This is a genomic window from Mesorhizobium sp. B2-5-4 (assembly GCF_006441095.1).
Lineage (GTDB): Bacteria > Pseudomonadota > Alphaproteobacteria > Rhizobiales > Rhizobiaceae > Mesorhizobium > Mesorhizobium salmacidum.
Genome location: NZ_VFUR01000025.1, coordinates 1 through 25,179, shown reverse-complemented (window position 1 = coordinate 25,179; position 25,179 = coordinate 1). Strand labels below are relative to the sequence as shown.

At 63.6% G+C, this 25,179-nt stretch carries 21 protein-coding genes, 1 other RNA gene and 1 pseudogene; 15 read left to right on the top strand and 8 right to left on the bottom strand.

Features of this window, described 5'->3' with window-relative positions:
- Nucleotides 1-13: 13 nt before the first annotated feature.
- Entirely contained in the window at nucleotides 14-1,891 is a 1,878-nt protein-coding gene (locus FJ492_RS24815; RefSeq protein ID WP_140772718.1) for an extracellular solute-binding protein, read from the bottom strand.
- A gap of 163 nt (nucleotides 1,892-2,054) precedes the next feature.
- Nucleotides 2,055-2,717 carry a cytochrome c family protein gene (locus FJ492_RS24810; RefSeq protein ID WP_140716056.1) on the bottom strand — a complete coding sequence of 221 codons (663 nt, stop codon included), beginning with the start codon at nucleotides 2,715-2,717 and terminating at the stop codon, nucleotides 2,055-2,057.
- Nucleotides 2,718-2,910: 193 nt separating this feature from the next.
- On the opposite strand from FJ492_RS24810, the gene FJ492_RS24805 reads away from it, so the two are divergent.
- Together FJ492_RS24805 and FJ492_RS24800 are read left to right on the top strand one after the other, a co-directional pair.
- Nucleotides 2,911-3,639 (top strand): 3-deoxy-manno-octulosonate cytidylyltransferase, encoded by a 729-nt coding sequence (locus tag FJ492_RS24805; protein WP_140772716.1) that lies wholly within the window; start codon nucleotides 2,911-2,913, stop codon nucleotides 3,637-3,639.
- A gap of 9 nt (nucleotides 3,640-3,648) precedes the next feature.
- Entirely contained in the window at nucleotides 3,649-4,512 is an 864-nt protein-coding gene (locus FJ492_RS24800) for a prephenate dehydratase (RefSeq protein WP_140507718.1), read from the top strand.
- A 1-nt stretch (nucleotide 4,513) separates the two neighbouring features.
- On the opposite strand, the gene FJ492_RS24795 is transcribed toward FJ492_RS24800, so the two are convergent.
- From FJ492_RS24795 to FJ492_RS24785, 3 genes are read right to left on the bottom strand one after another with little or no spacing between them, the layout of a single operon-like run.
- Nucleotides 4,514-4,813: a Dabb family protein gene (locus FJ492_RS24795; RefSeq protein ID WP_140507716.1), complete on the bottom strand. Its 300-nt coding sequence runs from the start codon at nucleotides 4,811-4,813 to the stop codon at nucleotides 4,514-4,516.
- 27 nt (nucleotides 4,814-4,840) lie between these two features.
- Nucleotides 4,841-5,785, bottom strand: a complete 945-nt coding sequence (nudC, locus tag FJ492_RS24790) for an NAD(+) diphosphatase (protein ID WP_140507714.1) — start codon at nucleotides 5,783-5,785, stop codon at nucleotides 4,841-4,843.
- Nucleotides 5,786-5,837: 52 nt separating this feature from the next.
- Entirely contained in the window at nucleotides 5,838-6,257 is a 420-nt protein-coding gene (locus FJ492_RS24785) for an HIT family protein (RefSeq protein ID WP_140716064.1), read from the bottom strand.
- Between the two features lie 144 nt (nucleotides 6,258-6,401).
- Here FJ492_RS24785 and ffs point away from each other — a divergent pair.
- The 12 genes from ffs to FJ492_RS24725 all read left to right on the top strand — a co-directional run bounded on the left by ffs (nucleotide 6,402) and on the right by FJ492_RS24725 (nucleotide 18,161).
- Nucleotides 6,402-6,498, top strand: an RNA gene (gene ffs, locus FJ492_RS24780) — signal recognition particle sRNA small type.
- Between the two features lie 102 nt (nucleotides 6,499-6,600).
- A complete protein-coding gene (locus tag FJ492_RS24775) occupies nucleotides 6,601-8,430 on the top strand; it encodes a DNA polymerase III subunit gamma/tau (protein ID WP_140772714.1) in 1,830 nt (609 codons plus the stop codon).
- A gap of 31 nt (nucleotides 8,431-8,461) precedes the next feature.
- On the top strand, nucleotides 8,462-8,785 hold the full coding sequence (locus FJ492_RS24770; protein WP_027142071.1) for a YbaB/EbfC family nucleoid-associated protein: 324 nt from the start codon (nucleotides 8,462-8,464) through the stop codon (nucleotides 8,783-8,785).
- 15 nt (nucleotides 8,786-8,800) lie between these two features.
- Complete coding sequence (locus FJ492_RS24765) at nucleotides 8,801-9,208, top strand: hypothetical protein (RefSeq protein ID WP_140507708.1); 408 nt, start codon at nucleotides 8,801-8,803, stop codon at nucleotides 9,206-9,208.
- 253 nt (nucleotides 9,209-9,461) lie between these two features.
- A complete protein-coding gene (locus tag FJ492_RS24760; protein WP_140772712.1) occupies nucleotides 9,462-10,466 on the top strand; it encodes a cell wall hydrolase in 1,005 nt (334 codons plus the stop codon).
- Nucleotides 10,467-10,543: 77 nt separating this feature from the next.
- Nucleotides 10,544-11,149 (top strand): recombination mediator RecR, encoded by a 606-nt coding sequence (gene recR / locus FJ492_RS24755; protein WP_027142068.1) that lies wholly within the window; start codon nucleotides 10,544-10,546, stop codon nucleotides 11,147-11,149.
- 26 nt (nucleotides 11,150-11,175) lie between these two features.
- Nucleotides 11,176-12,459 (top strand): lytic murein transglycosylase, encoded by a 1,284-nt coding sequence (locus tag FJ492_RS24750; RefSeq protein ID WP_246676116.1) that lies wholly within the window; start codon nucleotides 11,176-11,178, stop codon nucleotides 12,457-12,459.
- Nucleotides 12,460-12,720: 261 nt separating this feature from the next.
- A complete protein-coding gene (locus FJ492_RS24745) occupies nucleotides 12,721-14,364 on the top strand; it encodes an ABC transporter substrate-binding protein (RefSeq protein ID WP_140507704.1) in 1,644 nt (547 codons plus the stop codon).
- An 18-nt stretch (nucleotides 14,365-14,382) separates the two neighbouring features.
- Entirely contained in the window at nucleotides 14,383-15,444 is a 1,062-nt protein-coding gene (locus FJ492_RS24740; protein WP_140716072.1) for an ABC transporter permease, read from the top strand.
- Nucleotides 15,445-15,634: 190 nt separating this feature from the next.
- Nucleotides 15,635-16,561, top strand: a complete 927-nt coding sequence (nikC, locus tag FJ492_RS24735; protein WP_140772710.1) for a nickel transporter permease — start codon at nucleotides 15,635-15,637, stop codon at nucleotides 16,559-16,561.
- The gene (locus FJ492_RS24730) at nucleotides 16,558-17,403 is read left to right on the top strand and encodes an ABC transporter ATP-binding protein (protein ID WP_140507699.1); all 846 of its coding nucleotides are present in this window, start codon (nucleotides 16,558-16,560) and stop codon (nucleotides 17,401-17,403) included. The genes nikC and FJ492_RS24730 overlap by 4 nt, the downstream gene beginning before the upstream one ends.
- Entirely contained in the window at nucleotides 17,400-18,161 is a 762-nt protein-coding gene (locus FJ492_RS24725) for an ABC transporter ATP-binding protein (protein ID WP_140716076.1), read from the top strand. Before FJ492_RS24730 ends, FJ492_RS24725 begins: the two co-directional genes overlap by 4 nt.
- A gap of 53 nt (nucleotides 18,162-18,214) precedes the next feature.
- On the opposite strand, the pseudogene FJ492_RS24720 reads toward FJ492_RS24725, so the two are convergent.
- From FJ492_RS24720 to FJ492_RS24710, 3 genes and pseudogenes are all read right to left on the bottom strand, one after another.
- Nucleotides 18,215-21,315, bottom strand: a pseudogene (locus tag FJ492_RS24720) (efflux RND transporter permease subunit).
- Nucleotides 21,312-22,382, bottom strand: coding sequence for an efflux RND transporter periplasmic adaptor subunit (locus FJ492_RS24715; RefSeq protein ID WP_140716080.1), 1,071 nt, complete (start codon nucleotides 22,380-22,382; stop codon nucleotides 21,312-21,314). Before FJ492_RS24715 ends, FJ492_RS24720 begins: the two are co-directional and overlap by 4 nt.
- A complete protein-coding gene (locus tag FJ492_RS24710; RefSeq protein ID WP_140716082.1) occupies nucleotides 22,379-23,512 on the bottom strand; it encodes an efflux RND transporter periplasmic adaptor subunit in 1,134 nt (377 codons plus the stop codon). The genes FJ492_RS24715 and FJ492_RS24710 overlap by 4 nt, the downstream gene beginning before the upstream one ends.
- A gap of 219 nt (nucleotides 23,513-23,731) precedes the next feature.
- On the opposite strand from FJ492_RS24710, the gene FJ492_RS24705 reads away from it, so the two are divergent.
- Entirely contained in the window at nucleotides 23,732-25,009 is a 1,278-nt protein-coding gene (locus tag FJ492_RS24705) for a 4-aminobutyrate--2-oxoglutarate transaminase (RefSeq protein WP_140507689.1), read from the top strand.
- Nucleotides 25,010-25,179: the final 170 nt, after the last annotated feature.

Here is a 25,179-nt window from a genome sequence, read left to right as displayed (position 1 = left end):
GATTTTCTACCCATCAATTGCCGCCCTTGTATTTGGCCGCCAGCGCTTTTTCCTTGTCGAGATCGACCCACCAGGAATCGATATCGGCGCCTACATAGGCAGGCTGCTTGTCGGGGAACTTGAACTTGTTCCAATAGGCCAGCCAGACCGCGGAACGGTAATATTGCGGCACCACATAGAAGTTCCACAGCAGGACGCGGTCGAGTGCGTGTGTGGCGGCGACGAGATCATCGCGATCGGTGGCGAAGATGATACGATCGACCAGCGCGTCGACGATTGGATCCTTGATGCCCATCAGGTTGCGCGAACCAGGCGCATCGGCCGCCTTGGAACTCCAGAAATCGCGCTGCTCGTTGCCGGGCGAATCCGACTGGCCGAACAGACCCGTCACGACATCGAAATCAAAGTTGTTGACGCGGTTGATGTACTGCGTCTGGTCGATGATGCGCAGAGTAGCGTCGACGCCGATCTTGCGCAGATTGGCTATGTAGGGGCTGGCGATCACCTGGTCTGTGTCATTCCAGCCGAGGATCTCGAACTTGAACGGTGCGCCTGTCTTGGCGTTGACCATCTTGCCGCCCTTGATGACCCATCCGGCCTTGGCGAAGAGATCGACGGCCTGCTTCAGGTACTTTCGCTCCGCTTGCGGAGAGTCGTAGACAGGCAGCTTGAATTCCTGGGTAAAGAGTTCCGGCGGCAGCTTGTCGCGGTATTTTTCCAGGATTTCCAGTTCCTTGCCCTGCGGCAATCCGCTGGATGCTAGTTCGGTACCCTGGAAATAGCTTGATGTTCGGGTATTGAAACCGAAGAACAGCGTACGATTCATGCTTTCGAAATCGAACGGTATGGTCAGTGCTTCGCGGATCAGCCGGTCTTGGAACAGCGGCCGCCTCTGGTTGAGAGCAAAGCCCTGCATCGGCTGTGGCGAGTGGGTCTGGAAATCCTTCTTGATGACGTCGCCGGCCTTGATGGCCGGGAAATTATAGGCCGTCGCCCATTTGCGGGAACTGTATTCACGGTTGATGTCTTCCAGCCCGCCCTTGGTGAAGGCAAGCCAGGCGGCATTGTCGTCGAGGATGTAGGTGTATCGGCGCGTGTCGAAATTCTCGCGGCCTACCTTCACCGGCAGCTTGGCCGCCCAATAGTCCGGTACGCGCTGCCAGACGATCTCCGAACCCGGCTTGAAGCTGGCGATCTTGTAGGCGGCCGAGCCGAGCGGGATTTCCAACGTCGGCCTGGTGATGTCGCGCTTCTTGCCGCTGGCGTCCGTGCCTTCCCACCAGTGTTTCGGCAGCACGGCAAGGTCGCCCATGATCTTGGGCAGTTCGCGGTTGCCCTTCTGGTTGAAATGGAATTCGACCTCGCGGTCGGAGATTGCCACCGCATCGGTGACGTTCTCGAAATAGCGGCTGTATTGCGGGCTGTTCGCCTTCAGCACCTTGAACGACCAGATCACGTCGTCGACGGTGATCGGCTGGCCGTCATGCCATTTGGCGCGCGGATCGAGCCGGTACGTCGCCGAGGAATAGTCAGCCGGGTATTTGTAGGCGTCGGCGATCAGGGGATGGCTGACGCTGCCCTCATCGGTCGCCTGCTCCATCAGCGTGTCGTAGAGCAGGCCGCCGCCGTATCCGACGAGACCCGCCGCCGGCGATCCCTGGACGATATAGGGATTGAAGCTGTCATAGGTGCCAAGCAGCACCGAATTCAGCGTGCCGCCCTTCGGCGCGTTCGGATTGACGTAGTCATAGTGCTGGAAATTGTCGCCGTATTTGGATTCGCCGATCAGCGATGAGGTGGTCCGCCACTCGTCGGCCCGGGTTGCCTGCAACCCCGCCGCCAGCAGGGCCGCCGCCAGCAACGACCTTAGAAGCGTTCGGCCAACCGTCATGCACTGTCCTCTTCGCCATGCCTGCGGATCATCCAGACGCAATCTAGATGATTTGGCGCTCGTGAAAACCGCCATGCGCGGCTTTGTCGCCGCACCATGCGTTTTCCCTGACGAAAAAGCCGGGCAGAACCCGGCTTTTTCAAGATGACCATGGTATTTCCGGTTATTTTGCCGGTGCGGCCGGCGCAGGCGCTGCCGGAGCGGCAGGCGCCGCAGGCTTTGCCGGGGCGGCTCCATCAGCTGGCTTGGCGGGCGCGGAGGCGTCCGCGGCGGCGCCCGGCGCCGGCAGCGGCTTGGGATTGTCCGACAGCGTGCGCAGATAGGCGATGACGTTGGCGCGGTCTTCTTCCTTCGGCAGGCCAGCAAAGCCCATCGCCGTGCCCTTCACGAATTTCTTCGGCGAAGTGATGAAGTGGTTGATGTTGTCGTAGGTCCACTTCTCGGAGCCGCCCTTGGAGAATTCCTTCATGCCGGCCGAATACGCGAAGCCTTCATGCTCGGCGACCGGGCGGTCGACGAGATCCCAAAGATCGGGGCCGACCTTGTTTGGGCCGCCCTTTTCGCCGGAATGGCAGGCCTGGCACTTCTTGAAGATGGCAGCGCCCTGGTCGACGCTGGCACTGGCCAGCAGGTCGGCGATCGGCTTTTCGGCTGCTGCCGGCGCAGCCGCGCCGCCTTCGGCAGGTTCGGTCGCCTCGATGGCGAAGCCGGGTTTTTCCGGGGCCGGCGAGGCAAACAGCGCGTCCGACACCAGGCCGACCGAGAAAACGACGAAGACAGTTCCGAGCAATCCGGCGAGCAGTTTGTTGACTTCGTTGGAATCCATTCGCCCCTTGCTCCCTTTTCCGGCGGACTGATCCGTCCACTCCGTCCGTCGGTATCGAGACCTGCCCTCCAGAGCCGGTCAAATCGGGCGGAAACTAGGTCTTTTGCTCGGGCGTTGCAACACCTATAAGGGCGCTGCCAGTGAGACCTTTTGCCACTTTTCCCCTCCTCATTTCGGACGCCTTGCCAGACCGATGTCCACCTTGATCCTGATACCGGCCCGCATGGCCTCGACCCGCCTGCCGGGCAAGCCGCTGGCCGATATATCAGGCGCGCCGATGATCGTGCATGTCGCCCGCCGCGCGGCCGAAGCCGGCCTTGGCCGGGTGGTGGTGGCGACCGACACGCAGAGCGTGGCCGAGGCGGTGCGCGCGCATGGCTTCGAGGCGGTGATGACGCGCATGGATCATGAGTCCGGCTCGGATCGCATCCACGAGGCGTTGGTTGCTCTTGATCCCCTGGGCAAGATCGAAACGATTGTCAATGTGCAGGGCGACCTGCCGACCATCGATCCTGCCATCATCGCCGCCTCGCTCAGGCCGTTCGAGGACGCCACGGTGGATATCGCCACGCTCGGCGTCGAGATCGTCCGCGAGGAGGAAAAGACCAATTCCAACGTCGTCAAGATCGTCGGCTCGCCGCTCTCCGGCACGCGGTTGCGGGCGCTCTATTTCACCCGGGCCACGGCACCGTGGGGCGAGGGGCCGCTCTATCATCATATCGGTCTCTACGCCTATCGCCGCGCCGCGCTCGAGCGTTTCGTCGCGCTGAAGCCGTCGCCGCTGGAGCGCCGCGAGCGGCTGGAGCAGCTGCGGGCACTGGAGGCCGGCATGCGCATCGACGCCGAGATCGTGCAGTCGCTGCCGCTTGGCGTCGACACGCCGCATGACCTGGAACGCGCCAGGGAAATTCTTTCAAACTGAGATATCCGCATGCCTGAAAAGACCAACAGAATATCCTTCCAGGGCGAGCCGGGCGCCAATTCCGACACCGCCTGCCGCAACGTCTATCCCTCGATGGAGCCGTTGCCTTGCCCGACCTTCGAGGACGCGTTCAATGCCGTCGAGACCGGCAAGGCCGATCTCGCCATGATCCCGATCGAAAACACCATCGCCGGACGCGTCGCCGACATCCACCATCTTCTGCCGGAATCGAGGATGCACATTGTCGGCGAATATTTCCTGCCGATCCATTTCCAGCTGATGGTGCTGCCCGGCGTCAGGCGCGACGAGATCAAGACCGTGCACACCCACATCCACGCCCTCGGCCAGTGCCGCAAATACATTCGCAAGAACGGCTGGAAGGGAGTAGTCGCGGGGGACACGGCGGGCGCCGCCAAGATGGTCTCCGAGGTCAAGGACCGCACCATGGCCGCGCTGGCCCCGGCGCTGGCCGCGACGCTCTACGGGCTCGACGTCATCGAGGAGAATGTCGAGGACACCGACAGCAACGTCACCCGCTTCGTGGTCCTGACCAAGAGCAAGCAATGGGCCGAGCGCCCGGCACCCGACGTCAAGATGATGACGACCTTCATCTTTCGCGTCCGCAACGTGCCGGCCGCGCTCTACAAGGCCATGGGCGGCTTCGCCACCAACGGCATCAACATGACCAAGCTGGAGAGCTATCAGCTCGGCGCCTTCACTGCGACGCTGTTCTACGCCGACATCGAGGGCCACCCAGACGATCCGCTGGTCAAGCTGGCGCTGGACGAGCTTCGCTTCTTCTCGCGGGAAGTGCGGATCCTCGGCGTCTATCCGGCCAGTGAGTCACGCGAGCAGTGGAAGGTGGCGGATTGAGCTACCAGCCCAGTGGCACGTAGTCGATTTCCATGAAGGTCTCGACCTCCGGTACCCAGCGGTCGCGCACGAAAGCGACATGATCGGGATGGTCATTGTACCTGGTGTAGGCGGCCTGGTCGGCGAACTCCATCGAGAAGCCGAACCGATAATCGTTCTTGGGGCTGATCTGCCGCAATTGCTCGAAATGCGTGACGCCCCGGATCGCCGAGAGGATTTTCCTGGCGTCGACGAGAAATCGCTTTTCCTCCAGCGAATGCGGCGGGTGCTTCAGCGTGAAGACGACGGTGTGACGGATCATTTGTCTCTCCTGCAATGACTTCGATATTCACAATTCGCTGTCGACCCAGGCACGGATGAGGTGATGCGCGATGGCGCCTTTCGGCGGCGTGACCAGGGCGTGGGGGTGCGCACGGTCCAGCATCAGGCGCACCTCGTCGCGCAAAAACCAGCGGCAGTCCTCCAACTCGTCGAGATCGGCCTGGATGTCGTCGTTGAGCGGCTCGCCGAAGCAGCCGATCATCAGCGAATAGGGAAACGGCCAGGGTTGGCTGGCGTGGTAGACGACGCGGCCGAGCCGTATTCCGGCTTCCTCCAGCGTTTCGCGGCGCACCGCCGCCTCGATCGTCTCGCCCGGCTCGATGAAGCCGGCAAGCGCCGAATACATGCCCGGCCCGAAATGCCGGCCGCGCCCGAGCAGGCATTTCTCCCGCGTCGCCGTCAGCATGATCGCCACCGGGTCGGTGCGCGGAAAATGCTCGGTGCCGCAATTGGGGCAATGGCGTTTGTAGCCACCCGCCCGCATCTGCGATTCGGTGCCGCATTTGCTGCAGAAGCGGTGGCTGGCGTGCCAAGCCAGCAGGGCCGCCCCTTGCGCCATCGCGCCGGCGGCGGCCTCGTCGATCAGCCCTTGCATATAGACCGAGCGGTAATCGATCGCCTTGACGGTTTCAGGCAACTGTTCGGCATCGATGCCGGCCAAGACCGCCAGTACCGGCCCCTGTTCGGAAAACCCGAGCAGGACACTTTGGTCGAAGGAAGGGCGGAAGGGCTCGCTCTCGGCGACGCGGTACCAAGGGTCGAAACCGCCATCCGCCAGTTTCAGGTGGAGCCGGCCGCCATTCATCAAAAGCAGCCGTGTCGTCGGATCGGCCAGCGCCTTGTCGACCGAATCGTCTGCGCGGTTCTCGGATTGCCGGTCGATCGTGTTGCCGGCAAAGCCGACGAACTGGCTTGGCTCGCGCAGGGGCGCGTCAAACAGACGGAAGCTCATAGGGACTCTGCTGCTTTGGGATGGACATGCTTGGGATGGACACGGGGAAGGCTTATAGCGCTGCCCTTATCGTTTCGGCAAACCGGCGCAGGTCGGAACGCTCATACGGCTCTCGCAGGCCATGTCCCCACACCGGGCCGGGCCAGCCGGGGTCGCCCTCGGACCGTGCGACGATGTGGACATGCAGTTGGCGCACGATGTTGCCGAGCGCGCCGGTGTTGATCTTGGTGCAGCCGCTCACCTTCTTCAGCGCCTGCGCCACCATGTTGGTCTCGAAGGTCAGCATCGCCTGGTCGAGCGGCGTCATGTCGTGGATTTCCTCCGCGCCCGGGCGCTGCGGCACGAGGAGCAGCCATGGCCAGCGGCGGTCGTTCATCACCCGCAATTCGCACAGCCCAAGCCACATCAACTGCTCGCTGTCAGCCTCCAGCCGGGCATCCAGCGTGAATCCGGCCTTCAGGCCCGGCAGCATCGGCGTTTCCCTTGCTTTTCTTGGCTTCCTCAAACCCTGAACGCTAAAGCGGCTGCACCGGGGCTGCAAGCGAATCTCGTGGTTCGCGGTGCCGATTTGCCTGCGCACTTGCATTTCGTCGCGCAATTGCCGATATGGACAGCGGGAGGTTGGTGGTGGACGATCCACTCGCCAACCGGGTCAGGTCCGGAAGGAAGCAGCCCTAACGAGCCCGGAACGGGTCATTGTTCCAGCCTCCCACCTCATCGGCCCTCCTCGCGACATTGACGACGCATTGCAGCGCGGGCGAGACTATGCGCAGGAATCGGCGCCTTTGGGCGGCCTTTTGGAGCTTAACGGGCGAATGAGCGAAGCCGGAAATTCGGGGCCCGATAGTCTGGCGACGGGCAAGGCCGCTGCCTATCGCGTGCTGGCGCGCAAATACCGTCCGTCGAATTTCTCCGAGCTCGTCGGCCAGGAGCCGATGGTGCGCACCCTCACCAACGCCTTTGCCACTGGCCGCATTGCCCAGGCCTGGATGCTGACCGGCGTGCGTGGCGTCGGCAAGACCACGACGGCGCGCATACTGGCGCGTGCCCTGAATTATAAAACCGCCACCGTTGACCAGCCCTCGGTCGACCTCGCCGTGCTTGGCGAGCATTGCCAGGCGATCATGGAAGGCCGCCATGTCGACGTCATCGAGATGGATGCCGCCTCGCACACCGGTATCGACGACATTAGGGACATCATCGAGCGCGTGCGCTATGCGCCCGTCTCGGCTCGCTACAAGGTCTACATCATCGATGAAGTGCACATGCTGTCCACGCAGGCCTTCAACGGCCTGCTGAAGACGCTGGAAGAACCGCCGCCGCACGTCAAGTTCATCTTCGCCACCACCGAGATCCGCAAGGTTCCGATCACCGTCCTGTCGCGCTGCCAGCGTTTCGACCTGCGGCGCATCGACGCCGGCGCGCTGGTCGCGCATCTCTCCTCGGTCGCCGGCAAGGAAGGCATTTCAGTCGACGACGACGCGCTGGCCATGATCGCGCGCGCTGCGGAAGGTTCCGCCCGCGATTCGCTCTCCATTCTCGACCAGGCGATCGCCCATGGCGCCGGCTCCGTCAGCGCCGAGGCCGTTCGCGCCATGCTTGGCCTGGCCGACCGCGCCCGCATCGTCGATCTGTTCGAATATGTGATGAAGGGCGATGTGGCGGCAGCACTCGGCGAATTCCGCGCGCAATACGACACCGGTGCCGATCCGGCCGCCGTGCTCACCGATCTGGCCGAGTTCAACCACCTCGTCACCCGTTTGCGCTTCGTGCCGACCGCCATGGACGATGCCTCGCTGTCGCAGGACGAGCGCCAGCGCGGCGCCGATTTCGCCAGGGCGCTGTCGGTCCGCGTGCTGTCACGGACCTGGCAGATGCTGCTCAAGGGCATTCCCGAAGTGCAGTCCTCCAACCGGCCGGTCAGTGCCGCCGAAATGGTGTTGATCCGGCTGGCGCACGCCGCCGACCTGCCGACATTGGACGAGGCGCTGAGATCGCTGGAGAACGGTGCTTCGACGACTGGCGCCGCGCCGCGCCCGAACGGCGCGCCCGTGAACCCCGGCAATGGCGGTGCAGGCGGCAATGGCGCCAGCGCCGTGGCGCAGGCGCGCATTCCTGGCGGGTCGGGCGGCGCGCAGACCATGCGGCTGGTCGAGGCCACGCCCGCTCCGGCCGCCTTCGTAGCGCCCCCGCAACCTGCGCCGGAGACGCAAGCCGTACCGCTGAAATCGCTGGCCGACATCGTTGCCCTCGCCGACGCGCAGCGCGACATCGCCTTCAAGGTGCTGGTCAAGCGCTGCATCCGTCTGGTGCACATCGAACCCGGCCGCATCGACGTCAGCCTGACCGATGACGCGCCCAAGATGCTGCTCAACGAGCTGACGACGAAACTGCGCGCCTGGACCGGCCGCAGCTGGCTGGTGTCGCTGTCGAAGGAAGACGGCGGCCAGACGTTGGCCGAAATGGAATCGACGAAGCGTGAAAACGCCTTCCTCGACGCCAGGAACGACCCGACCGTGGCCGCCATCCTGGCCCGCTTTCCCGGCGCCAAGATCATCGATGTGCGAATTCCCGATACGCCGGACGCCGACGCGACCGACGCCGAAATACCGGTCGAGCCGCCGGCCGATGACGACGAACCCTGATATCCAGCACTAATCCGCAAAGGATCGGACCATGAAAGATCTTCTCGGCCTGATGGGCAAGGCGAAGGAAATGCAGGCCAAGTTCCAGGCCATGCAGGATGAGATCGCCACGGTCGAAGCCGTCGGCCAGGCCGGCGGCGGCTTGGTCAGCATCACGTTGAGCGGAAAGTTCGACATCAAGTCGCTGAAGATCGACCCCTCTTTGTTTAGGGAAGACGAGGTCGAAATCCTCGAGGATTTGATTCTTGCCGCGCACAATGACGCCAAGGCCAAGGTCGAGCAGATCATGCAGGAAAAAACCAAGGCGTTGACCGCCGGCCTGCCCATCCCGCCGGGAATGAAACTGCCTTTTTAGGCGTTCGGTGCGCCCATGATCGGCGAGCCGTCAGAAAGACTGATCGAGCAGCGTATCCGCAACAGGATCTACGAGATTCTGGAGATCCTCGCCGACTGCGATGCAGGTGTCGATCTCGTCGGCATCAAGGGCTACTTCAATCTCTTCGAGGATTTCGTGCACCGCCCGTCGATCGAGGCCGGCACGTCGGCGCTTTCGAAGGATGAACGCGCCATCGTGCTGGAAATCGCCGAGTTCCTGGAGGCGGCCTCCGAAACAAATCCTGATTTCACCAAGGCCGAGTTCATCGACAGCGACTGGCCGGGCAAGATCGCGCCGACGGCCAGGGAGGCGCGGGCGCTGTTTCTCAGGCGGGGCCTGTTTTCAGACACGATCGAAGAGATCGAACCCGGTTGGCCGGCAGCAATCGCCGCCGGGCGATAGACTGTTCTGGGAAGCCGTGGCGCGCTCTTCCCGGCAAAAAGCGTATGGCGTTTACCCCAGCGGAATTGCGGCAAAACGAAGAAAAGGCGGTCATCGTCGGTGTGAAACGACGGCCCGATCCATCTGGAAAGCCTCGATTTGTGTCAATTAGGCAACAGTCCGCCGTTAATAACGTTTTGGCCATCATTTTGCCCGAAAGTGTCTCATTCTTGCCGCAGCCTGGGGGCGGGCATTGAAGTGAGAGGGTTACCTGTTGATAGCCACGCGATGGAAGACGCCGCTATTGCTCGGCGTCGTCACGTCTCCCCTTTTCTTGGCCGCTTGCAGCCAGACCACCTCGCACGGCATGTCGGTCGCCAGCCTGACCGACGCCATCACGCCGAGCTTCCTGAGTTCGCGCGGCTACAGCCATACGCCGAAGGACAGGGAATGCCTGGAACGGGCGATGTTCTTCGAATCCAACCGGTCGAGCCGCGATGGCATGATCGCCGTCGGCACGGTGGTGATGAACCGGCTGCGCTCGGGCAATCATGGCAGCACCATCTGCCAGGTGGTGGGCGAGCCCGGGCAGTTCGCGCCGGGCGTCATGACCAGGGCGATGAATTCACGTGCAATGCCCGATGTCGAGGAGGCCGCCGACGCCGTGCTCAAGGGCGAGCGCAAGGCCAAGCTCAAGAACACGATGTATTTCCACACCGCCGGCCTGCGCTTCCCCTACAACAACATGCACTACACCATGGTTGCCGGCGGCAATGCCTTCTACGAAAAGCGCGGCCGCAACTGGCAGCCGCTGCCGGATGAGCCGATGGTCGCGTCGGCCGAGTCGCCAGCCGCGTTGCCGGGAGTACCCGCGACGCGTGTCGCGTCCGTCGAGATGGTGCGCCCGGCCAAGGCGACCGCCCGCAATGCCCCGGCAGAACAGGTCTACATGACCGCAGCGGCGGAACCGGCCAAGCCGGCGCCCGCTCGCACTGCCCCCGCGCAGCAGACCTATCTGACCGCATCCGCGGCGCCGTCGGCAAAGTCCGCGCGAGTCCAGGCGAAGCCAATCGAAATTGCGATGCAGGAGCCGATGGAAGAGCCGGACGCCGCCCGTTTTGGCGGAACCTTGAACAGCGGAACCTCGAACAAAAGGGTCATCTCCTCGGTCCAGGACGCTCCGCAGGAAGCATCGATGGGATTCCAGTCGACGCCTGAGAACACCGACGCCATAGGCGCGATGATCGTCAGCCAGGGTCGCCCGCTCGAAACCAACTGATTCTCGCATGGCAGCATGGCGGACCGTGCGTCGACAGGGATGTTTCAAACCGCTCTGAAAAATCCTAGATCAGTGCGATGTCCAAGCGAATCGCCGGTCCCGAGATTGAACGCCTGATCCAGCTTCTGGCCAAGGTGCCGGGGCTTGGCCCCCGTTCAGCTAGGCGCGCGGCGCTGCACCTGATCAAGAAGAAGGAACAACTGCTGTCGCCGCTCGCCGCCGCCATGGGCGAGGCCGCCGACAAGGTGCGCATCTGCTCGACCTGCGGCAATGTCGACACCTCGGACCCCTGCATGATCTGCACGGACCCACGCCGCGATGCCGCCACCCTGATCGTCGTCGAGGACGTCTCGGATCTCTGGGCGCTGGAGCGGGCGGCGGCGATGAATGTGCGCTACCATGTGCTCGGCGGCACGCTGTCGCCGCTCGACGGCATCGGCCCCGATCAGCTCAACATCCGTTCGCTGGTCGACCGCATAGCCGGCGGCGAGGTCAAGGAGGTCATCCTCGCCGTCAACGCGACGGTCGAGGGCCAGACCACCGCGCACTATCTCACCGATCAGCTCTCCGGCTTCGAGGTCAAGATAACGCGTCTGGCGCACGGCGTGCCGGTCGGCGGTGAACTCGACTATCTCGACGAAGGTACTCTGGCCGCCGCGCTGCGCTCGCGCACGGCGTTTTGACCAGATCGGCGGAGAGGATGCGCACGATGACCGTCACGCATCTTTCGAGGCAGGTGGTGCACGCCCGCCAACCTCACAGGTTGGCTTTGCTTTCCTTTCTGGCCGCACTCCTCGCCGTCCTCCTCACCATCCCCGCATCCGCCGCCAAGATCGACGACCAGTTCCGCGCATGGCTCCAATCCGACCTCTGGCCCGACGCCAAGGCGAAAGGCATTTCCAAAAGCACGTTCGACGCTGCGTTCACCGGCATCGAGCCCAATCTCGATCTCCCTGACCTTGTCTTGCCAGGCGAGAAGCCGAAGACGCCGCAAAAGCAGCACCAGGCCGAGTTCGGTTCGCCCGGCGCCTATTTTGCCGAGAAGACGGTTCGTGCGGTGACATCGGGTGGACGCACCCGCGAAGCCGCCAATGCCCGCACGCTTGCCGCGATCGAAAAGCGTTACGGCGTGCCGGGTGAAATCCTTCTGGCGATCTGGGGCCGCGAGACCGGATTCGGCGCGGCGAAGATGCCCTACGACGCCTTCGAGGTGCTGGGCACCAAGGCGTTCATGTCGACGAAAAAGGATTTCTTCCGCACCGAGCTGCTGGCGGCGCTGGAAATCGTCGAACGCGGGCTGGCCCCGGTCGGCGCGATGAAATCGTCCTGGGCCGGCGCGCTCGGCCAGCCGCAATTCATGCCGACCTCTTTCCTGAAACATGCTGTGGATTTCGACGGCGACGGCCGCGTCGACATCTGGAATTCGACGCCTGACGTGCTGGCCTCGATCGCAAATTACCTTGTCCATTATGGCTGGGTGAGGGGGCGCGGTTGGGGTTTCGAGGTGACCGTTCCCGAGAGCGTCTCCTGTTCGCTGGAAGGCCCGGACCAGGGCAAAAAGATTTCGCAATGGGCCGCCATGGGCATCAAGCGCGTGGGCGGCAAAGCGTTCCCGGCGAGCGAGCTGAAGACGGAAGGCTTCCTGCTGATGCCGGCCGGCCGCAGCGGCCCGGCCTTCATCGCCACCCCCAATTTCTACGTGCTGAAGGAATACAACACCAGCGACCTCTATGCGCTGTTCATCGGCCACGGCGCCGACCGCATTGCCCATGGCGATCAGAATTTTTCCGGTAACTGGGGTCCGGTCGGCGATCTCCACCGCTCCGATATCGCCGCCTTGCAGCGGACCCTTGAAGCCAAGGGCTATGATGTTGGCAGCGCCGACGGCCTGCCTGGCTTCAAGACCCGCCGCTCGATCGGCAGATGGCAGGAAAAGAATGGTCAGGCTGCCACCTGTTTTCCTGATGCCGGTCTGGTCGCCGCGCTGAAATAGCTTCGAAATTTTAGCAGATTTTTCACGATCCGCGGCGTCATTTGGCCGCGCATGCGTCGACACGCCGCCGTGCATTCTGCTCCACTGAGGCTGTCTCGCAAATCCTCGTTGCCGGGCCGGGTGTCGCCGGATAAGGTATTGACCAACTGGACAAAAACCACGACGTTGGTGGCTCAGAGGCTCTCGTCGAGCCTTGAAAGAACACCGCAACCCTGAGCCGGGAACTCAGGTCAACAAACAACAAAACAGGGAACAATCATCATGATGATGGAAAAGCTTGCTCTACGATCCCGCACCTTGCTTGCGGGCGCCGCGGTGTCGGCGCTGCTTCTGGCCGGCGCGCCGGCTGGCGCAGTCACGCCCGCCGACACGCTTGTCGAAGGTTTTGCCATCGACGACATCATCTCGATGGATCCGGGCGAGGCGTTCGAGCTGTCGACCGCCGAAGTCACCGGCAACACCTATGACCTTCTTGTCCGCCTCGACCTCAGCGACACCTCCAAGGTCAAGCCCGACCTCGCCGCAAGCTGGACCGTCTCCGACGATGGCCTGACCTATACGTTCAAGCTCAAGCCGGGCCTGAAATTCGCTTCCGGCAACCCGATCACCGCCGCCGACGTCGCCTGGTCGTTCGAGCGCGCCGTCAAGCTGGACAAGAGCCCGGCCTTCATCATCGATCAGTTCGGCATCAGCGGCGACAACGTCACTGAAAAGGCCAAGGCGGTCGACGACACCACCTTCCAGTTCACCGTCGACAAGGCTTACGCGCCAAGTTTCGTCCTGAACTGCCTGTCGGCCACCGTCGCCTCCGTTGTCGACGCCAAGCTGGTCAAGGAACATGTCGCGGCGGTGACGCCGAGCGCCGACTACAAATGGGATAATGACTTCGGCAATGCCTGGCTGAAGACAGGCTATGCCGGCTCGGGCGCCTACAAGCTGCGTGAATGGCGTGCCAACGAGGCGGTCGTCATGGAGCGCAACGACAATTATTACGGCGAAAAGGCCAAGCTCGCCCGCGTCATCTACCGCAACATGAAGGAAAGCTCGGCCCAGCGCCTGGCGCTTGAAGCCGGCGACATCGACGTTGCCCGCAATCTCGAGCCGAATGACCTCGACGCCATCGCCAAGAACGCCGACCTCACCACCACCAGCGCGCCGAAAGGCACCGTCTACTACATCAGCCTCAACCAGAAGAACCCGAACCTCGCCAAACCCGAGGTCCGTCAGGCCTTCAAATACCTTGTCGACTATGATGCCTTGAGCTCGACCATCCTCAAGGGCATTGGCGAAATCCACCAGACCTTCCTGCCCAAGGGCGTGCTCGGCGAACTGGACGAAAACCCGTTCAAGCTCGACGTCGCCAAGGCCAAGGAACTGCTGGCCAAGGCAGGCCTGCCCGACGGCTTCAGCGTCACGATGGATGTACGCACCGGCCAGCCGACCACCGGCATGGCGGAATCGATCCAGCAGACGCTCGGCCAGGCTGGCATCAAACTGGAGATCATTCCGGGTGACGGCAAGCAGACGCTGACCAAATACCGCGCCCGCAACCACGACATTTATATCGGCAATTGGGGCCAGGACTATTTCGATCCGAACTCCAACGCGCAGACCTTTGCCTCGAACCCGGACAATTCGGATGCAGGCAAGTCCCACACGCTCGCCTGGCGCAATAGCTGGGACATTCCGGATCTGACCAAGGAAACGGAAGCGGCACTCCTGGAGAAGGATTCGGGCAAGCGCGCCGATATGTACAAGGATCTTGAGAAAAAGATTCTCGACACCAGCCCCTTCGTCATCATCCACCAGCAGCTGGAAGTCGCGGGTCTGCGCAAGAACCTCAAGGGCTTCGCGCTCGGTCCGAGCTTCGACACCAACTTCGTCGGGCCGGTTTCCAAGGAATAGTGTTCGCGGACACGCCGCATGAGCGCGATTGAAAACGAGGGCGGGCGCGGCAGCGCCCGCGCCGTCGCCCTTGCATCATCGCTCGGCCGTTTCCTGGTCATTGCGGTGACCACCTATCTTGGTCTTCTTGCGGTCACCTTCTTCATTGGCCGCGTCATCCCGATCGACCCGGTGCTCGCCGTTCTGGGCGACCGGGCACCCGCCAATGTCGTGGAGCGCACGCGCCGCGAGATGGGCCTCGACCTGCCGTTGATCGAGCAGTTCTATATCTATGTGAAACACGCGCTGAGCGGCGATTTCGGTATCTCGGTGCTGACCACAAACCCCGTCATGACCGACATCCGCCGCGCTCTTCCCGCAACGACGGAACTTGCGACATTGGGGACACTGATCGGCGCGCTGTTCGGTGTGCCGCTCGGGGTGCTGGCCGCGGTCAAACGCGGCAGTCTCATCGATCAGATCGTGCGCATCATAGGCCTGATCGGCTATTCCGTACCCATCTTCTGGCTGGGTCTGCTGGCTTTGGTGCTGTTCTACGCCAAGCTGCAGTGGGTGGCCTTCCCCGCACGGCTCGACATCGTCTACGAATACACTTTCACGCCGATCACCGGTTTCTACCTCCTCGACTCCGCGATGCAGGGACAGTGGGACGTCTTTTACGATGCCTTCCGCCACATCATCCTGCCGGCCTCGCTGCTCGGCTATTTCTCGCTCGCCTATATCAGCCGCATGACGCGCTCGTTCATGCTCAATGAGCTCGCCCAGGAATATGTCGTCGCGGCGCGCGCCAAGGGCCTGTCGGAAACGCGCATCATCTGGGGCCACGCGTTGCGCAATGCCGCCGTGCCGATGGTGACCGTGATCGCGCTGTCCTATGCCGGGCTGCTCGAGGGCTCGGTACTCACCGAGACCGTCTTCTCCTGGCCGGGCATCGGCCTCTACATCACCAACTCGCTGCAGAACGCCGACATGAACGCGGTGCTCGGCGGTACCATCGTCATCGGCTCGGTGTTCATCGGCATCAACCTTCTGTCCGACCTGCTCTACCGTGTGCTCGATCCGAGGACCAAGACAGGATGAGTAGAGGTATTTCGGGCTTGGCTGCGGCTAGTCACCCTCACTCCGGCCCTTCGGGCCACCTCTCCCCCTGCCAGGGGGAGAGGAAAAGGCGGTCGCATGCTTGGCCCCTTTCCTTTCCCCCGTCGAACCGGCGAGAGGTGGTCTGCGAAGCAGACCGGAGCGGGGGTCGACAGCTTCAAGGGGCATCGTCATGACCGCCTCCGACGCCCGCCCCTTCTCCCGTCGCGCATGGTTGCTGTCGGAGCGGCCGGCATCGCGCATGCAGGCAAGGCTCGGTCGCGCCTATGTCGCGTGGCGGCGCTTTTCCGCCAATCATCTGGCCTTTGTCGGTCTGCTGATCATCATCGCCCTGCTGCTCGTCGCCGCCCTTGCCAGTGTGCTGGCGCCGTATTCGCCGACCTTCGGTGACTTGAAGAACGCGCGGCTGCTGGCGCCGAGTGCGCAACACTGGTTCGGCACCGACGACCTCGGCCGCGACATCCTTTCGCGCATTCTCTACGGTTCGCGTTGGACCCTCTATGTGGTCATTCTGGTCGCCATCATCGCGGCTCCCATCGGTCTTCTGGTCGGCACCGTCGCCGGCTACGCCGGCGGCTGGACCGATGCCATCCTGATGCGCATCACCGACATCTTCCTCGCTTTCCCCAAGCTGATCCTGGCGCTGGCCTTTGTCGCCGCCCTCGGTCCCGGCATCGAGAACGCGGTGCTCGCCATCGCCATCACCTCCTGGCCGCCCTATGCCCGAATTGCCCGCGCGGAAACGCTGACCGTGCGCAATTCGGATTACATCAAGGCGGTGCAACTGATGGGCGCCTCGCCCTTCCGTATCGTGCTGCGCCACATCATGCCGCTCTGCATCTCCTCGCTGATCATCCGCGTCACGCTCGACATGGCCGGCATTATCCTGACCGCCGCCGGCCTCGGCTTCCTCGGCCTTGGCGCGCAGCCGCCACAGCCCGAATGGGGCACGATGATCGCGTCGGGGCGCCGCTTCGTGCTCGACCAATGGTGGGTGGCCGGTGCGCCGGGCTTCGCCATCCTCATCGTCAGCCTCGGCTTCAACCTGCTTGGCGACGGCCTGCGCGACGCACTCGATCCCCGGAGCGGTGACCAATGAGCGGCCAGACGGGGACACTGCTTGAGGTAGATGATCTGCGCGTCACCTTTCCGACCCGTACCGGCATGATCGAGGCGGTGCGCGGCGTCTCCTTTTCGCTCGGCCGCGAACGGCTCGGCATTGTCGGCGAGTCCGGCTCGGGCAAGTCGCAGACGGGCCGCGCCATCATGGGCCTGACACCGCCGCAGGCCCGGATATCAGCCAGCAAATTGACCTTCGACGGCATCGACCTGCTCGGCGTCTCGCCACGCCAACGCCGGGCGCTGCGCGGCAACCGCATCGCCATGATCCTGCAGGATCCGAAATATTCGCTCGACCCGGTGATGAGCATCGGCCGCCAGATCGTCGAGACTTTGCGCACCCATGAAAAGGTCGGCAAGGCCGAGGCGCGCGAGCGCGCGCTGGCCATGCTGGAGGCGGTACAGATCCGCGATCCCAAACGTGTCTTCGACCTGCATCCGCACGAAGTGTCCGGCGGCATGGGCCAGCGTGCCATGATCGCCATGATGCTGATCGCCGGGCCGGAAATGATGATCGCCGACGAGCCGACCTCGGCGCTTGATGTCACGGTGCAGCTCGACGTGCTCGGCATTCTCGACAGGCTGGTCGCAGAGCGCGGCATGGGGCTGATCTTCATCTCGCACGATCTGCGTCTGGTCTCGTCCTTCTGCGACCGCGTCATCGTCATGTATGCCGGCAAAGTGGTCGAGCAGCTCAAGGCTTCGGAACTCAGCCAGGCGCAGCATCCCTACACGCGCGGCCTGCTCAACTGCATGCCCAAGATCGGCGCCGACCGTCACCCGCTGCCGGTGCTCGACCGCAAGCCGGAGTGGGCGGCATGACTTCCGCGATTGCCGTCGACAGGCTGGAGGTGATCTTCGACCGCTTCCGCGCGTTGAAGGGCGTCAGCCTCGATGTGCAGCCGGGTGAATCCTTCGGCCTGGTCGGTGAATCCGGCTCAGGCAAATCGACACTGCTGCGAGCCATAGCCGGCCTTGCGCCGGTCGCCTCGGGCAGCATCACCGTCAACGGCAAGACGCTCGGCACGCGCCGCGACAAGGCTTTTTACCGCGAAGTGCAGATGGTTTTTCAGGATCCGTATGGCTCGCTGCATCCGCGCCAGACCGTCGACCGCCTGCTGCAGGAGCCGCTTGCCATCCACGGCTTTGCCGATGGCGAAAAGCGGATTGAACGCGCACTCGACGAGGTCGGCCTCGGCAACGGTTTTCGCTTCCGTTATGCGCACCAATTGTCGGGCGGCCAGCGCCAGCGCGTGGCGATCGCGCGCGCGCTCATCCTCGAGCCCTCGATCCTGCTGCTCGACGAGCCGACCTCGGCGCTCGACGCCTCGGTTCAGGCCGAAGTGCTCAACCTGCTGGAGGAAGTCCGCCGGCGGCGCAAGCTGACCTTCCTGATGGTCAGCCACGACCTCGCCATCATCACCCACATGTGCGAGCGGCTGATGGTGATGCAGGGCGGCGAGGCGGTGGAGAATCTGGTGGCGAACGACCTCGTCGAGCGCCGCGTGACGAAGGACTATACGCGCAACCTGCTCAGGGCGAGCGACGGGTTTGTGAGAACCGCCTCCGATCAAGTTTGACGATAGTTGTCCGACGCGACGATAGTTGTCCGACGCAAAGTGTATTTCCCGCCTCAGGCCGCTCCGCTCTCCGGCAGGACCTCATCCTGCTGCGCTTCGCCTTCCGCCGCGTCTTTCGGCTCCTTGATCCTGAACCACGTCACATAAAGCGCCGGCAGGAACAGCAGCGTGATTGCGGTACCCGCAATGATGCCGCCCATCATCGCGTAGGCCATCGGCCCCCAGAACACTTCGCGGGCGATCGGGATCAGGGCCAGGCTGGCCGCGGCGGCGGTCAGCGCGATCGGCCGCATGCGGTGCTCTGTCGCTTCGATGACCGCGGCCCAGCGATCCCTGCCCCCGGCGACAAGGTCCTCGATCTGGACGATCAGGATGACCGAGTTGCGGATCAGGATGCCGATCAGCGCCAGCACGCCGAGGATGGCGACGAAGCCGAGCGGCGCGCCGCTTGGCACCAGGGCCGCCACAACGCCAATCAGGCCCAGCGGCGCCACCGCCACCACCAGGAACAGGCGCTGGAAGCTCTGCAACTGCACCATCAGGATGGTCGCCATGACGAACAGCATCAGCGGCACCACGGCCGCGATTGGTCCCTGGCTCTTGGCGCTTTCCTCGACCGAGCCGGCGGTCTCGACCGAATAGCCAGGCGGCAGCTTGGCGATGAAGGCGTCGACCGACGGCTTCAACTCGTTGACGACGGTCGCCGGCAGTACGTCGCCAACCAAGCCGGCGCGCACCGTGATAGTCGGGATGCGGTCGCGCCGCCAGACGGTGGGCTGCTCCAGATCGTAGCGAAAATTGGCGACCGCGGCGAGGGGGATCGCCTCGCCATTGCCGGTCGGCAGCTGGATGTTCTGCAGCGTCTCGATCGAGCCGCGCTCGGCTTCGCGCGAACGTGCCACGACGTTGATGAGGTATGTCGCGTCACGCACCTGTGTGATGGTCGCGCCGCCCACCGTGCTGTTCAGCGTGCTGGCGATGTCGGACGAGGTGATGCCGAGCTGGCGCGCCTTGTCCTGCAGTACGTCGACCCTCAGCACACGCTGCGGTTCGTTCCAGTCGAAGGTCGGTGCTGCGAGCTTCGGATTGGCTGAGATCACACCGGCGAATTGCTGCGCCAGTTCTCGAACCGTCTGGATGTCAGGGCCGCCGACGCGGTACTGTACAGGCGTCCAACCGGTGGTCCGAGCTCAAGCGGCTTGACGAAGGCGTCGGTGCCGACAAACTCCGCGCGCAGCAACTTCTCCAGCGCCGGCTTCACCCGGTTGCGCGCCTCAATGCTCTTGGTGACAATCACCGTCTGGCCGAAATAGGGGTTGGCCGGCTGCACGTCATAGGCCAGCACGAAGCGCACCGCGCCCTGACCGATATAGGAGGAAAAATGGTCGATGTCGGGATTGCCGACCAGCGCCCGCTGTTCGAAGCGCTCCACCTGGTCGCGTGTTTCGGCAATCGAGGAGTTCTGAGGCAGGTTCCAGTCGACGATCAGCTCCGGCCGGTCGGAAGGCGGGAAGAACTGCTGTTGCACTAGGCCGAAGCCGGCGATCGAGGCAGCGAACAGAAGCACGGTCACGATGATCGTCAGCCAATGCCGGCGCACCGAGCCGACAAGCACGCGCCGGAACAGCGACGTGAAGCGGCCCGGCCGGTCGTGATGCTTGGTCTTCATTGTCGCCGGCAGGATGGTGACACCGAGCAGCGGCGCGAACAGCACCGCCACGATCCATGACACCAGCAGCGATACGGCGATGACGACGAACAGCGTGAAGGTGTATTCGCCGGCAGCACTCGAGTTGAGCCCGATCGGGATGAAGCCTGCGACCGTCACCAGCGTGCCGGTCAGCATCGGGAAGGCGGTCGAGGTGTAGACATAGGTCGCCGCCTTGCGCAGATTGTCACCAACCTCCAGCCGCGCCACCATCATTTCGACCGCGATCATCGCATCGTCGACCAGCAGTCCGAGCGCGATGATCAGCGCGCCCAGTGAAATGCGCTGCAGCGATATCCCCAGATACTCCATGACCGTGAAGGTGATGGCCAGCACCAGCGGGATCGACAGCGCCACGACGAAGCCGGCGCGCATGCCGAGGCTGATGAACGACACAGCGAGCACGATGGCCACCGCCTCGAACAGCGCACGCGTGAAACCCGAGACCGCCTCCTCGACGATGACAGGCTGGTCGGCGACCAGATGCACGCCGACGCCGACCGGCAAGTCGGCCAGCACCTTGTTCATCTCCTCGTGCAGTGCCTCGCCGAATTTGAGCAGATTGGCATTGGGCTTCATGCCGATGGCAAGCCCGATCGCGTTTTGGCCGTTGAAGCGGAACAAGGCCGTCGGCGGGTCGACGTAACCGCGGGTGATCGTCGCCACGTCGCTCAGCCGGAAGAACCGATCGTTGACGCGCAGATTGATGGCGCGCAGGCTCTCCTCGGAAGTGAATTGGCCGCCGACGCGCACGCTGATGCGCTCCGGCCCGGACTGGATCACGCCGGACGGCGTGATCGCATTCTGCGCCTGCAGGCTGGCGACGATTTGCTGCTGGTTGAGGCCAAGCGCCGCTATCTGGCGCGTCGAGAATTCGAGATAGATGGCCTCGTCCTGCGCGCCGACCAGATCGACCTTGCCGGCATTGGGCACGGTCAGGATTTTTGTCCTGATATCCTCCACATAGTCGCGCAATTGACGTTGTGTCAGCCCGTCTGCGGTGAAGGCATAGATGTTGCCGTAGACATCGCCGAAGCGGTCGTTGAAGAACGGGCCTTGCACGCCTTGCGGAAATTGCGCCTTGATGTCGTTGACCATGTTGCGCACCTGAAGCCAGTTCGGCACGACGTCGCGCGCCCTGGTGGTGTCCTTCAGGTTGACGAAGATGACAGTCTGGCCGGCTGTGGTGACTGATTTGGTGTAGTCGAGGCTGTCGAGTTCCTCGAGCTTCTTCTCGATGCGGTCGGTCACCTGCCGCACCGTTTCATTGACCGATGCGCCCGGCCAGTTGGCCTGGATGATCATGGTCTTGATGGTGAAGGCCGGATCTTCCTCGCGGCCGAGATTGAGATAGGAAAACACGCCAGCCACCACGAAGACCAGCATGAAATACCAGACCAGCGAGCGGTGGTTGAGCGCCCAGTCGGAGAGATTGAAGCCTTTCATGAGGCCCCTCCCTCTGGCACTTTGACCTTCTGGCCCTCGCTCAGGTTGTGGACGCCCGCCGTGACGACGCGCATCCCGGCTTCGAGCCCTTCGGCCACCGTGAAGGTGCCGCCGGCCTTCGACGCGACCTTGATATCGCGCATGCTCACGCTGGAGGTCTGCGGGTCGACGATCCACACTTTTTCGGAACCATTCTTGTCGAGCAAAGCCGAGATGGGCAGCTCGATCCTTGGTCCGACCTTGGTCATGCGGATCGCCGTTACCGTCGAGCCGAGCCTGAAGGCCTGCGGCGGATCGGTCAGCGTCAGCTTGACGCGGCGCGTTCGGGTCGAGCCCTCGGCCTGGGGCGCGATCTCGCGCAGCTTGGCCTCGGTCTGAATTGTCGGCAGCGACTGCAGGATGACATGGAACGGCGTGCCGGCCGTTAGATCGCCGGTCAACTGGTCGGGAATGTCGACGACTGCCTCGCGCGGGTCCGAGCGCGCCACAGTGACGACCGTCTGCCCGGGTGAGACCGTCTGGCCGACCTCGGCACCGACGGCGGTGACGACGCCATCGAAATCCGAGAACAGCCTGGCATAGCCGAGTTGCTCCTGGGATTTGGCCAGCGAAGCCTTGGCCCGCTCGACACTGGCTTCCGCGGCTTTGCGTGCCTGCTGCGCGGCATCGAAGACCGATTGCGACGTATTGGCGGACGTGAGCAACTGGCGCTGGCGCTCCTCGCTGGCGGCGGCATTGGCGAATTGCGCCTCGGCATTGGAGAGTTCGGCCTTGGCCGCCTGGACGGCCAACTCCAGCGCGGTTGGGTCGAGTGCCGCGATCGTCGTGCCCTTGCTGACGATGTCGCCGACCTTGACGTCGCGCGAGACGACGCGACCGAGCAGGCGGAAGGCAAGATCGGCGCTGACTTGCGGTTCGACCGAGCCGGCGAAACCGAAGGTTTGCGTGGTGCGCGGCTCGACCACCACCGACAGCACCGGCCGGACGATCTCCGGCGGCTTCTCGTCCGATTTCGAACAGGCGGCAAGCGCGGCAAGGCCAAGCAGGACGGGTAGCAGCCGCTTCATTGCGCCGCTCCCGATATCTCGACCGTCTGGCCGGGGCTGAGCAATTGCCCGCCTGATGTAACGACGCTCTGGCCTTCGTTCAGTCCCTTGGCGATGACGACGGTACCCGAATCGAACGCCAGCACCTCCACCGGCGTCGTCGCGACTGCCTTGGACGCGGGATCGACGATCCAGACCGCCGGCTTGCCGGCACTGGATGTCAGGGCCTGCCAAGGCAACAGGATCGCCTTCGCCGGCTTGGCGCCGACCGAGCCGATCACGGCTGCCCCGAGCGGCATGCCGGCGGGCGTGTCGGGAATGGCGACCTTGACCCTTATCGAGCCTGAAGCCGGGTCGACCGCCGGCGAGATTTCGCGCACCTTGCCTGTTGCCCTGACCTGCGGGTCGGACAACAGCGTGATCGTCACCGCCGGAGAGTCCGGCGTCCTGGCGACCAGCGTCTCCTGCACATTGAACACCGCGTCGCGGTCGCCATCCTCGGCGACGGTGAAGACGGTCTGCGCCGCCTGCACCACCTGGCCGGTTTCGACCTGCCGGGCGGTGATCACGCCGGCCGCACCGGCCTTGAGTTCGGTGAAGGACAGGTTCTGCTGGGCATTGGTGAGCGCGCTCCGCGCGGCATCGACGCTGCCTTGCGCCACCTTCAGCGTCTGGTCGGCCACGTCATAGTCGCGCCTGGTGGTGAAGCCCTGGGCAAGCAGCGTCTTTTGCCGCTCGAAAGTGGCCGCGGCCTGTGTCAATTGCGCCTGCGCGGCATCGAGATCGGCCTGCGCCGAACGCAGATCGGATTCCTGCTCCTGCGGATCGATGCGGGCAAGCACTGTCCCCTGATCGACATGCTGGCCGACATCGACAAGCCGCTCCGCGACGCGTCCGCCAACCCGGAACGAAAGATTGTTCAACGTACGCGCCGCGATCACCCCGGTCAGCGAGGTTCTCGGCGCATAATCGGCCATCGCCACCGTCTCGGTGCGCACCATGACCGGCAGCTTTTTTTCCGCCGCCTCCTGCTTCTGGCAACCGGCGAGCAGCACCAGGGCCGTGCAGGCGAGAATCGAAGCGGCTGGACAAGACAAAGGGGGAGTTTTGGCGGATCGCGGCGAGATGGACGATGTCGCGTTCCTGCTCATGATTCCCTCGGTCGCGCGCCGGTCGCTGATCGCGATCCCCTCCCGGATATCAGGAGGATAATCGATCCCGAAGAAAAGGAAACCGGTGAATCGCCGGACTGGTTAAGTCAGGCCCAATCGACCCGGTGACGGTGCCGACTTGAGGAAAATCTGAAATAAGGCCAGAAGGGGAATTCAACGACATCAAACAGAACGGGCGCCGGCCCGGTAAGGGACATCATGAAGAACTCCGCCATTTCCGAACGCAAGAACCAGTCGATCTCGCGCGGCGTCGGCATGACCACGCAGATCTACGCCGATCGGGCTGAAAATTCGGAAATCTGGGATGTCGAGGGCCGCCGCTATATCGACTTCTCCTCGGGCATCGCCGTCGTCAACACCGGCCACCGCCATCCCAGGGTGATCGAGGCAGTCAAGGCGCAGCTCGACCGCTTCACCCACACCTGCCACCAGGTCGTGCCTTATGAAAGCTATGTGCGGCTGGCCGAACGGCTGAACGCCATGCTGCCCGGCAAGTTCGAGAAGAAGACCATCTTCGTCACCACCGGCGCCGAGGCGGTGGAGAATGCCATCAAGATCGCTCGCAACGCCACCGGCCGCCAGGCCGTCATCGCCTTTGGCGGCGGCTTCCACGGCCGCACCTTCATGGGCATGGCGCTGACCGGCAAGGTCGTGCCCTACAAGGTTGGCTTCGGAGCCATGCCGGGCGACGTCTACCACGTGCCGTTCCCCGTGCAACTGCATGGTGTCTCGGTCGCCGATTCGCTGGCCGCGCTCGACAAGCTGTTCAAGGCGGATGTCGATCCGGCCCGCGTCGCCGCGATCATCATCGAGCCGGTTCAGGGCGAGGGCGGCTTCTACGACGCGCCGCGTGAACTCCTGACGGCGCTGCGCAAGCTCTGCGACCAGCACGGCATGCTGCTCATCGCCGACGAAGTGCAGACCGGCTTTGCCCGCACCGGCAAGATGTTCGCCATGGACCACCATGAGGTGGCGGCCGACATCACCACCATGGCCAAGAGCCTCGCCGGCGGCTTCCCGCTGTCGGCGGTAACCGGCCGCGCCGAGATCATGGATGCGCCCAGCCCCGGCGGCCTCGGCGGCACCTATGGCGGCAGCCCGATCGGCGTCGCCGCGGCACATGCCGTGCTTGACGTCATCGAGGACGAAAAGCTCTGCGACCGCGCCAACACGCTGGGTGCGAGGCTGAAGCAGCGTCTGCAGTCGATCCGTGACGACGTGCCCGAGATTGTCGACATCAGGGGTTTGGGCTTCATGAACGCGGTGGAGTTCAACGACGCCAAGAAGGGCCTGCCGTCGGCCGAGATCGCCAATGCGATCCGCCTGAAGGCGCTCGACAAGGGTCTGATCCTGTTGACCTGCGGCGTCTACGGCAACGTCATCCGCTTCCTGGCGCCGATCACCATCCAGGACGAGGTCATGAACGAAGCGCTCGACATTCTGGAAAGCTCGATCCGCGAAGTCTGCGCCGCCTGAACCACGTTACCTCCCCCTCGTGGGGAGGTCGGACCGCAGGTCCGGGTGGGGGGCTTGGCGCCGACCCCACCCCGCCGCTGCTTCGCAGCGACCCTCCCACAAGGGGCCCGTTGCGCAATATTGCGGGAGGCTTGTTGTGAGGATTGAGGGCGGCCATTTTCGTTGCTTTG

What these genes read in the sequence shown, in the direction of transcription:
- FJ492_RS24815 (WP_140772718.1), bottom strand. Translation starts at nt 1,891, where the DNA reads ATGACGGTTGGCCGAACGCTTCTAAGGTCGTTGCTGGCGGCGGCCCTG.
- FJ492_RS24810 (WP_140716056.1), bottom strand. Translation starts at nt 2,717, where the DNA reads ATGGATTCCAACGAAGTCAACAAACTGCTCGCCGGATTGCTCGGAACT.
- FJ492_RS24805 (WP_140772716.1), top strand. Translation starts at nt 2,911, where the DNA reads ATGTCCACCTTGATCCTGATACCGGCCCGCATGGCCTCGACCCGCCTG.
- FJ492_RS24800 (WP_140507718.1), top strand. Translation starts at nt 3,649, where the DNA reads ATGCCTGAAAAGACCAACAGAATATCCTTCCAGGGCGAGCCGGGCGCC.
- FJ492_RS24795 (WP_140507716.1), bottom strand. Translation starts at nt 4,813, where the DNA reads ATGATCCGTCACACCGTCGTCTTCACGCTGAAGCACCCGCCGCATTCG.
- nudC (WP_140507714.1), bottom strand. Translation starts at nt 5,785, where the DNA reads ATGAGCTTCCGTCTGTTTGACGCGCCCCTGCGCGAGCCAAGCCAGTTC.
- FJ492_RS24785 (WP_140716064.1), bottom strand. Translation starts at nt 6,257, where the DNA reads ATGCTGCCGGGCCTGAAGGCCGGATTCACGCTGGATGCCCGGCTGGAG.
- FJ492_RS24775 (WP_140772714.1), top strand. Translation starts at nt 6,601, where the DNA reads ATGAGCGAAGCCGGAAATTCGGGGCCCGATAGTCTGGCGACGGGCAAG.
- FJ492_RS24770 (WP_027142071.1), top strand. Translation starts at nt 8,462, where the DNA reads ATGAAAGATCTTCTCGGCCTGATGGGCAAGGCGAAGGAAATGCAGGCC.
- FJ492_RS24765 (WP_140507708.1), top strand. Translation starts at nt 8,801, where the DNA reads ATGATCGGCGAGCCGTCAGAAAGACTGATCGAGCAGCGTATCCGCAAC.
- recR (WP_027142068.1), top strand. Translation starts at nt 10,544, where the DNA reads ATGTCCAAGCGAATCGCCGGTCCCGAGATTGAACGCCTGATCCAGCTT.
- FJ492_RS24750 (WP_246676116.1), top strand. Translation starts at nt 11,176, where the DNA reads ATGACCGTCACGCATCTTTCGAGGCAGGTGGTGCACGCCCGCCAACCT.
- FJ492_RS24745 (WP_140507704.1), top strand. Translation starts at nt 12,721, where the DNA reads ATGATGATGGAAAAGCTTGCTCTACGATCCCGCACCTTGCTTGCGGGC.
- FJ492_RS24740 (WP_140716072.1), top strand. Translation starts at nt 14,383, where the DNA reads ATGAGCGCGATTGAAAACGAGGGCGGGCGCGGCAGCGCCCGCGCCGTC.
- nikC (WP_140772710.1), top strand. Translation starts at nt 15,635, where the DNA reads ATGACCGCCTCCGACGCCCGCCCCTTCTCCCGTCGCGCATGGTTGCTG.
- FJ492_RS24730 (WP_140507699.1), top strand. Translation starts at nt 16,558, where the DNA reads ATGAGCGGCCAGACGGGGACACTGCTTGAGGTAGATGATCTGCGCGTC.
- FJ492_RS24725 (WP_140716076.1), top strand. Translation starts at nt 17,400, where the DNA reads ATGACTTCCGCGATTGCCGTCGACAGGCTGGAGGTGATCTTCGACCGC.
- FJ492_RS24715 (WP_140716080.1), bottom strand. Translation starts at nt 22,382, where the DNA reads ATGAAGCGGCTGCTACCCGTCCTGCTTGGCCTTGCCGCGCTTGCCGCC.
- FJ492_RS24710 (WP_140716082.1), bottom strand. Translation starts at nt 23,512, where the DNA reads ATGAGCAGGAACGCGACATCGTCCATCTCGCCGCGATCCGCCAAAACT.
- FJ492_RS24705 (WP_140507689.1), top strand. Translation starts at nt 23,732, where the DNA reads ATGAAGAACTCCGCCATTTCCGAACGCAAGAACCAGTCGATCTCGCGC.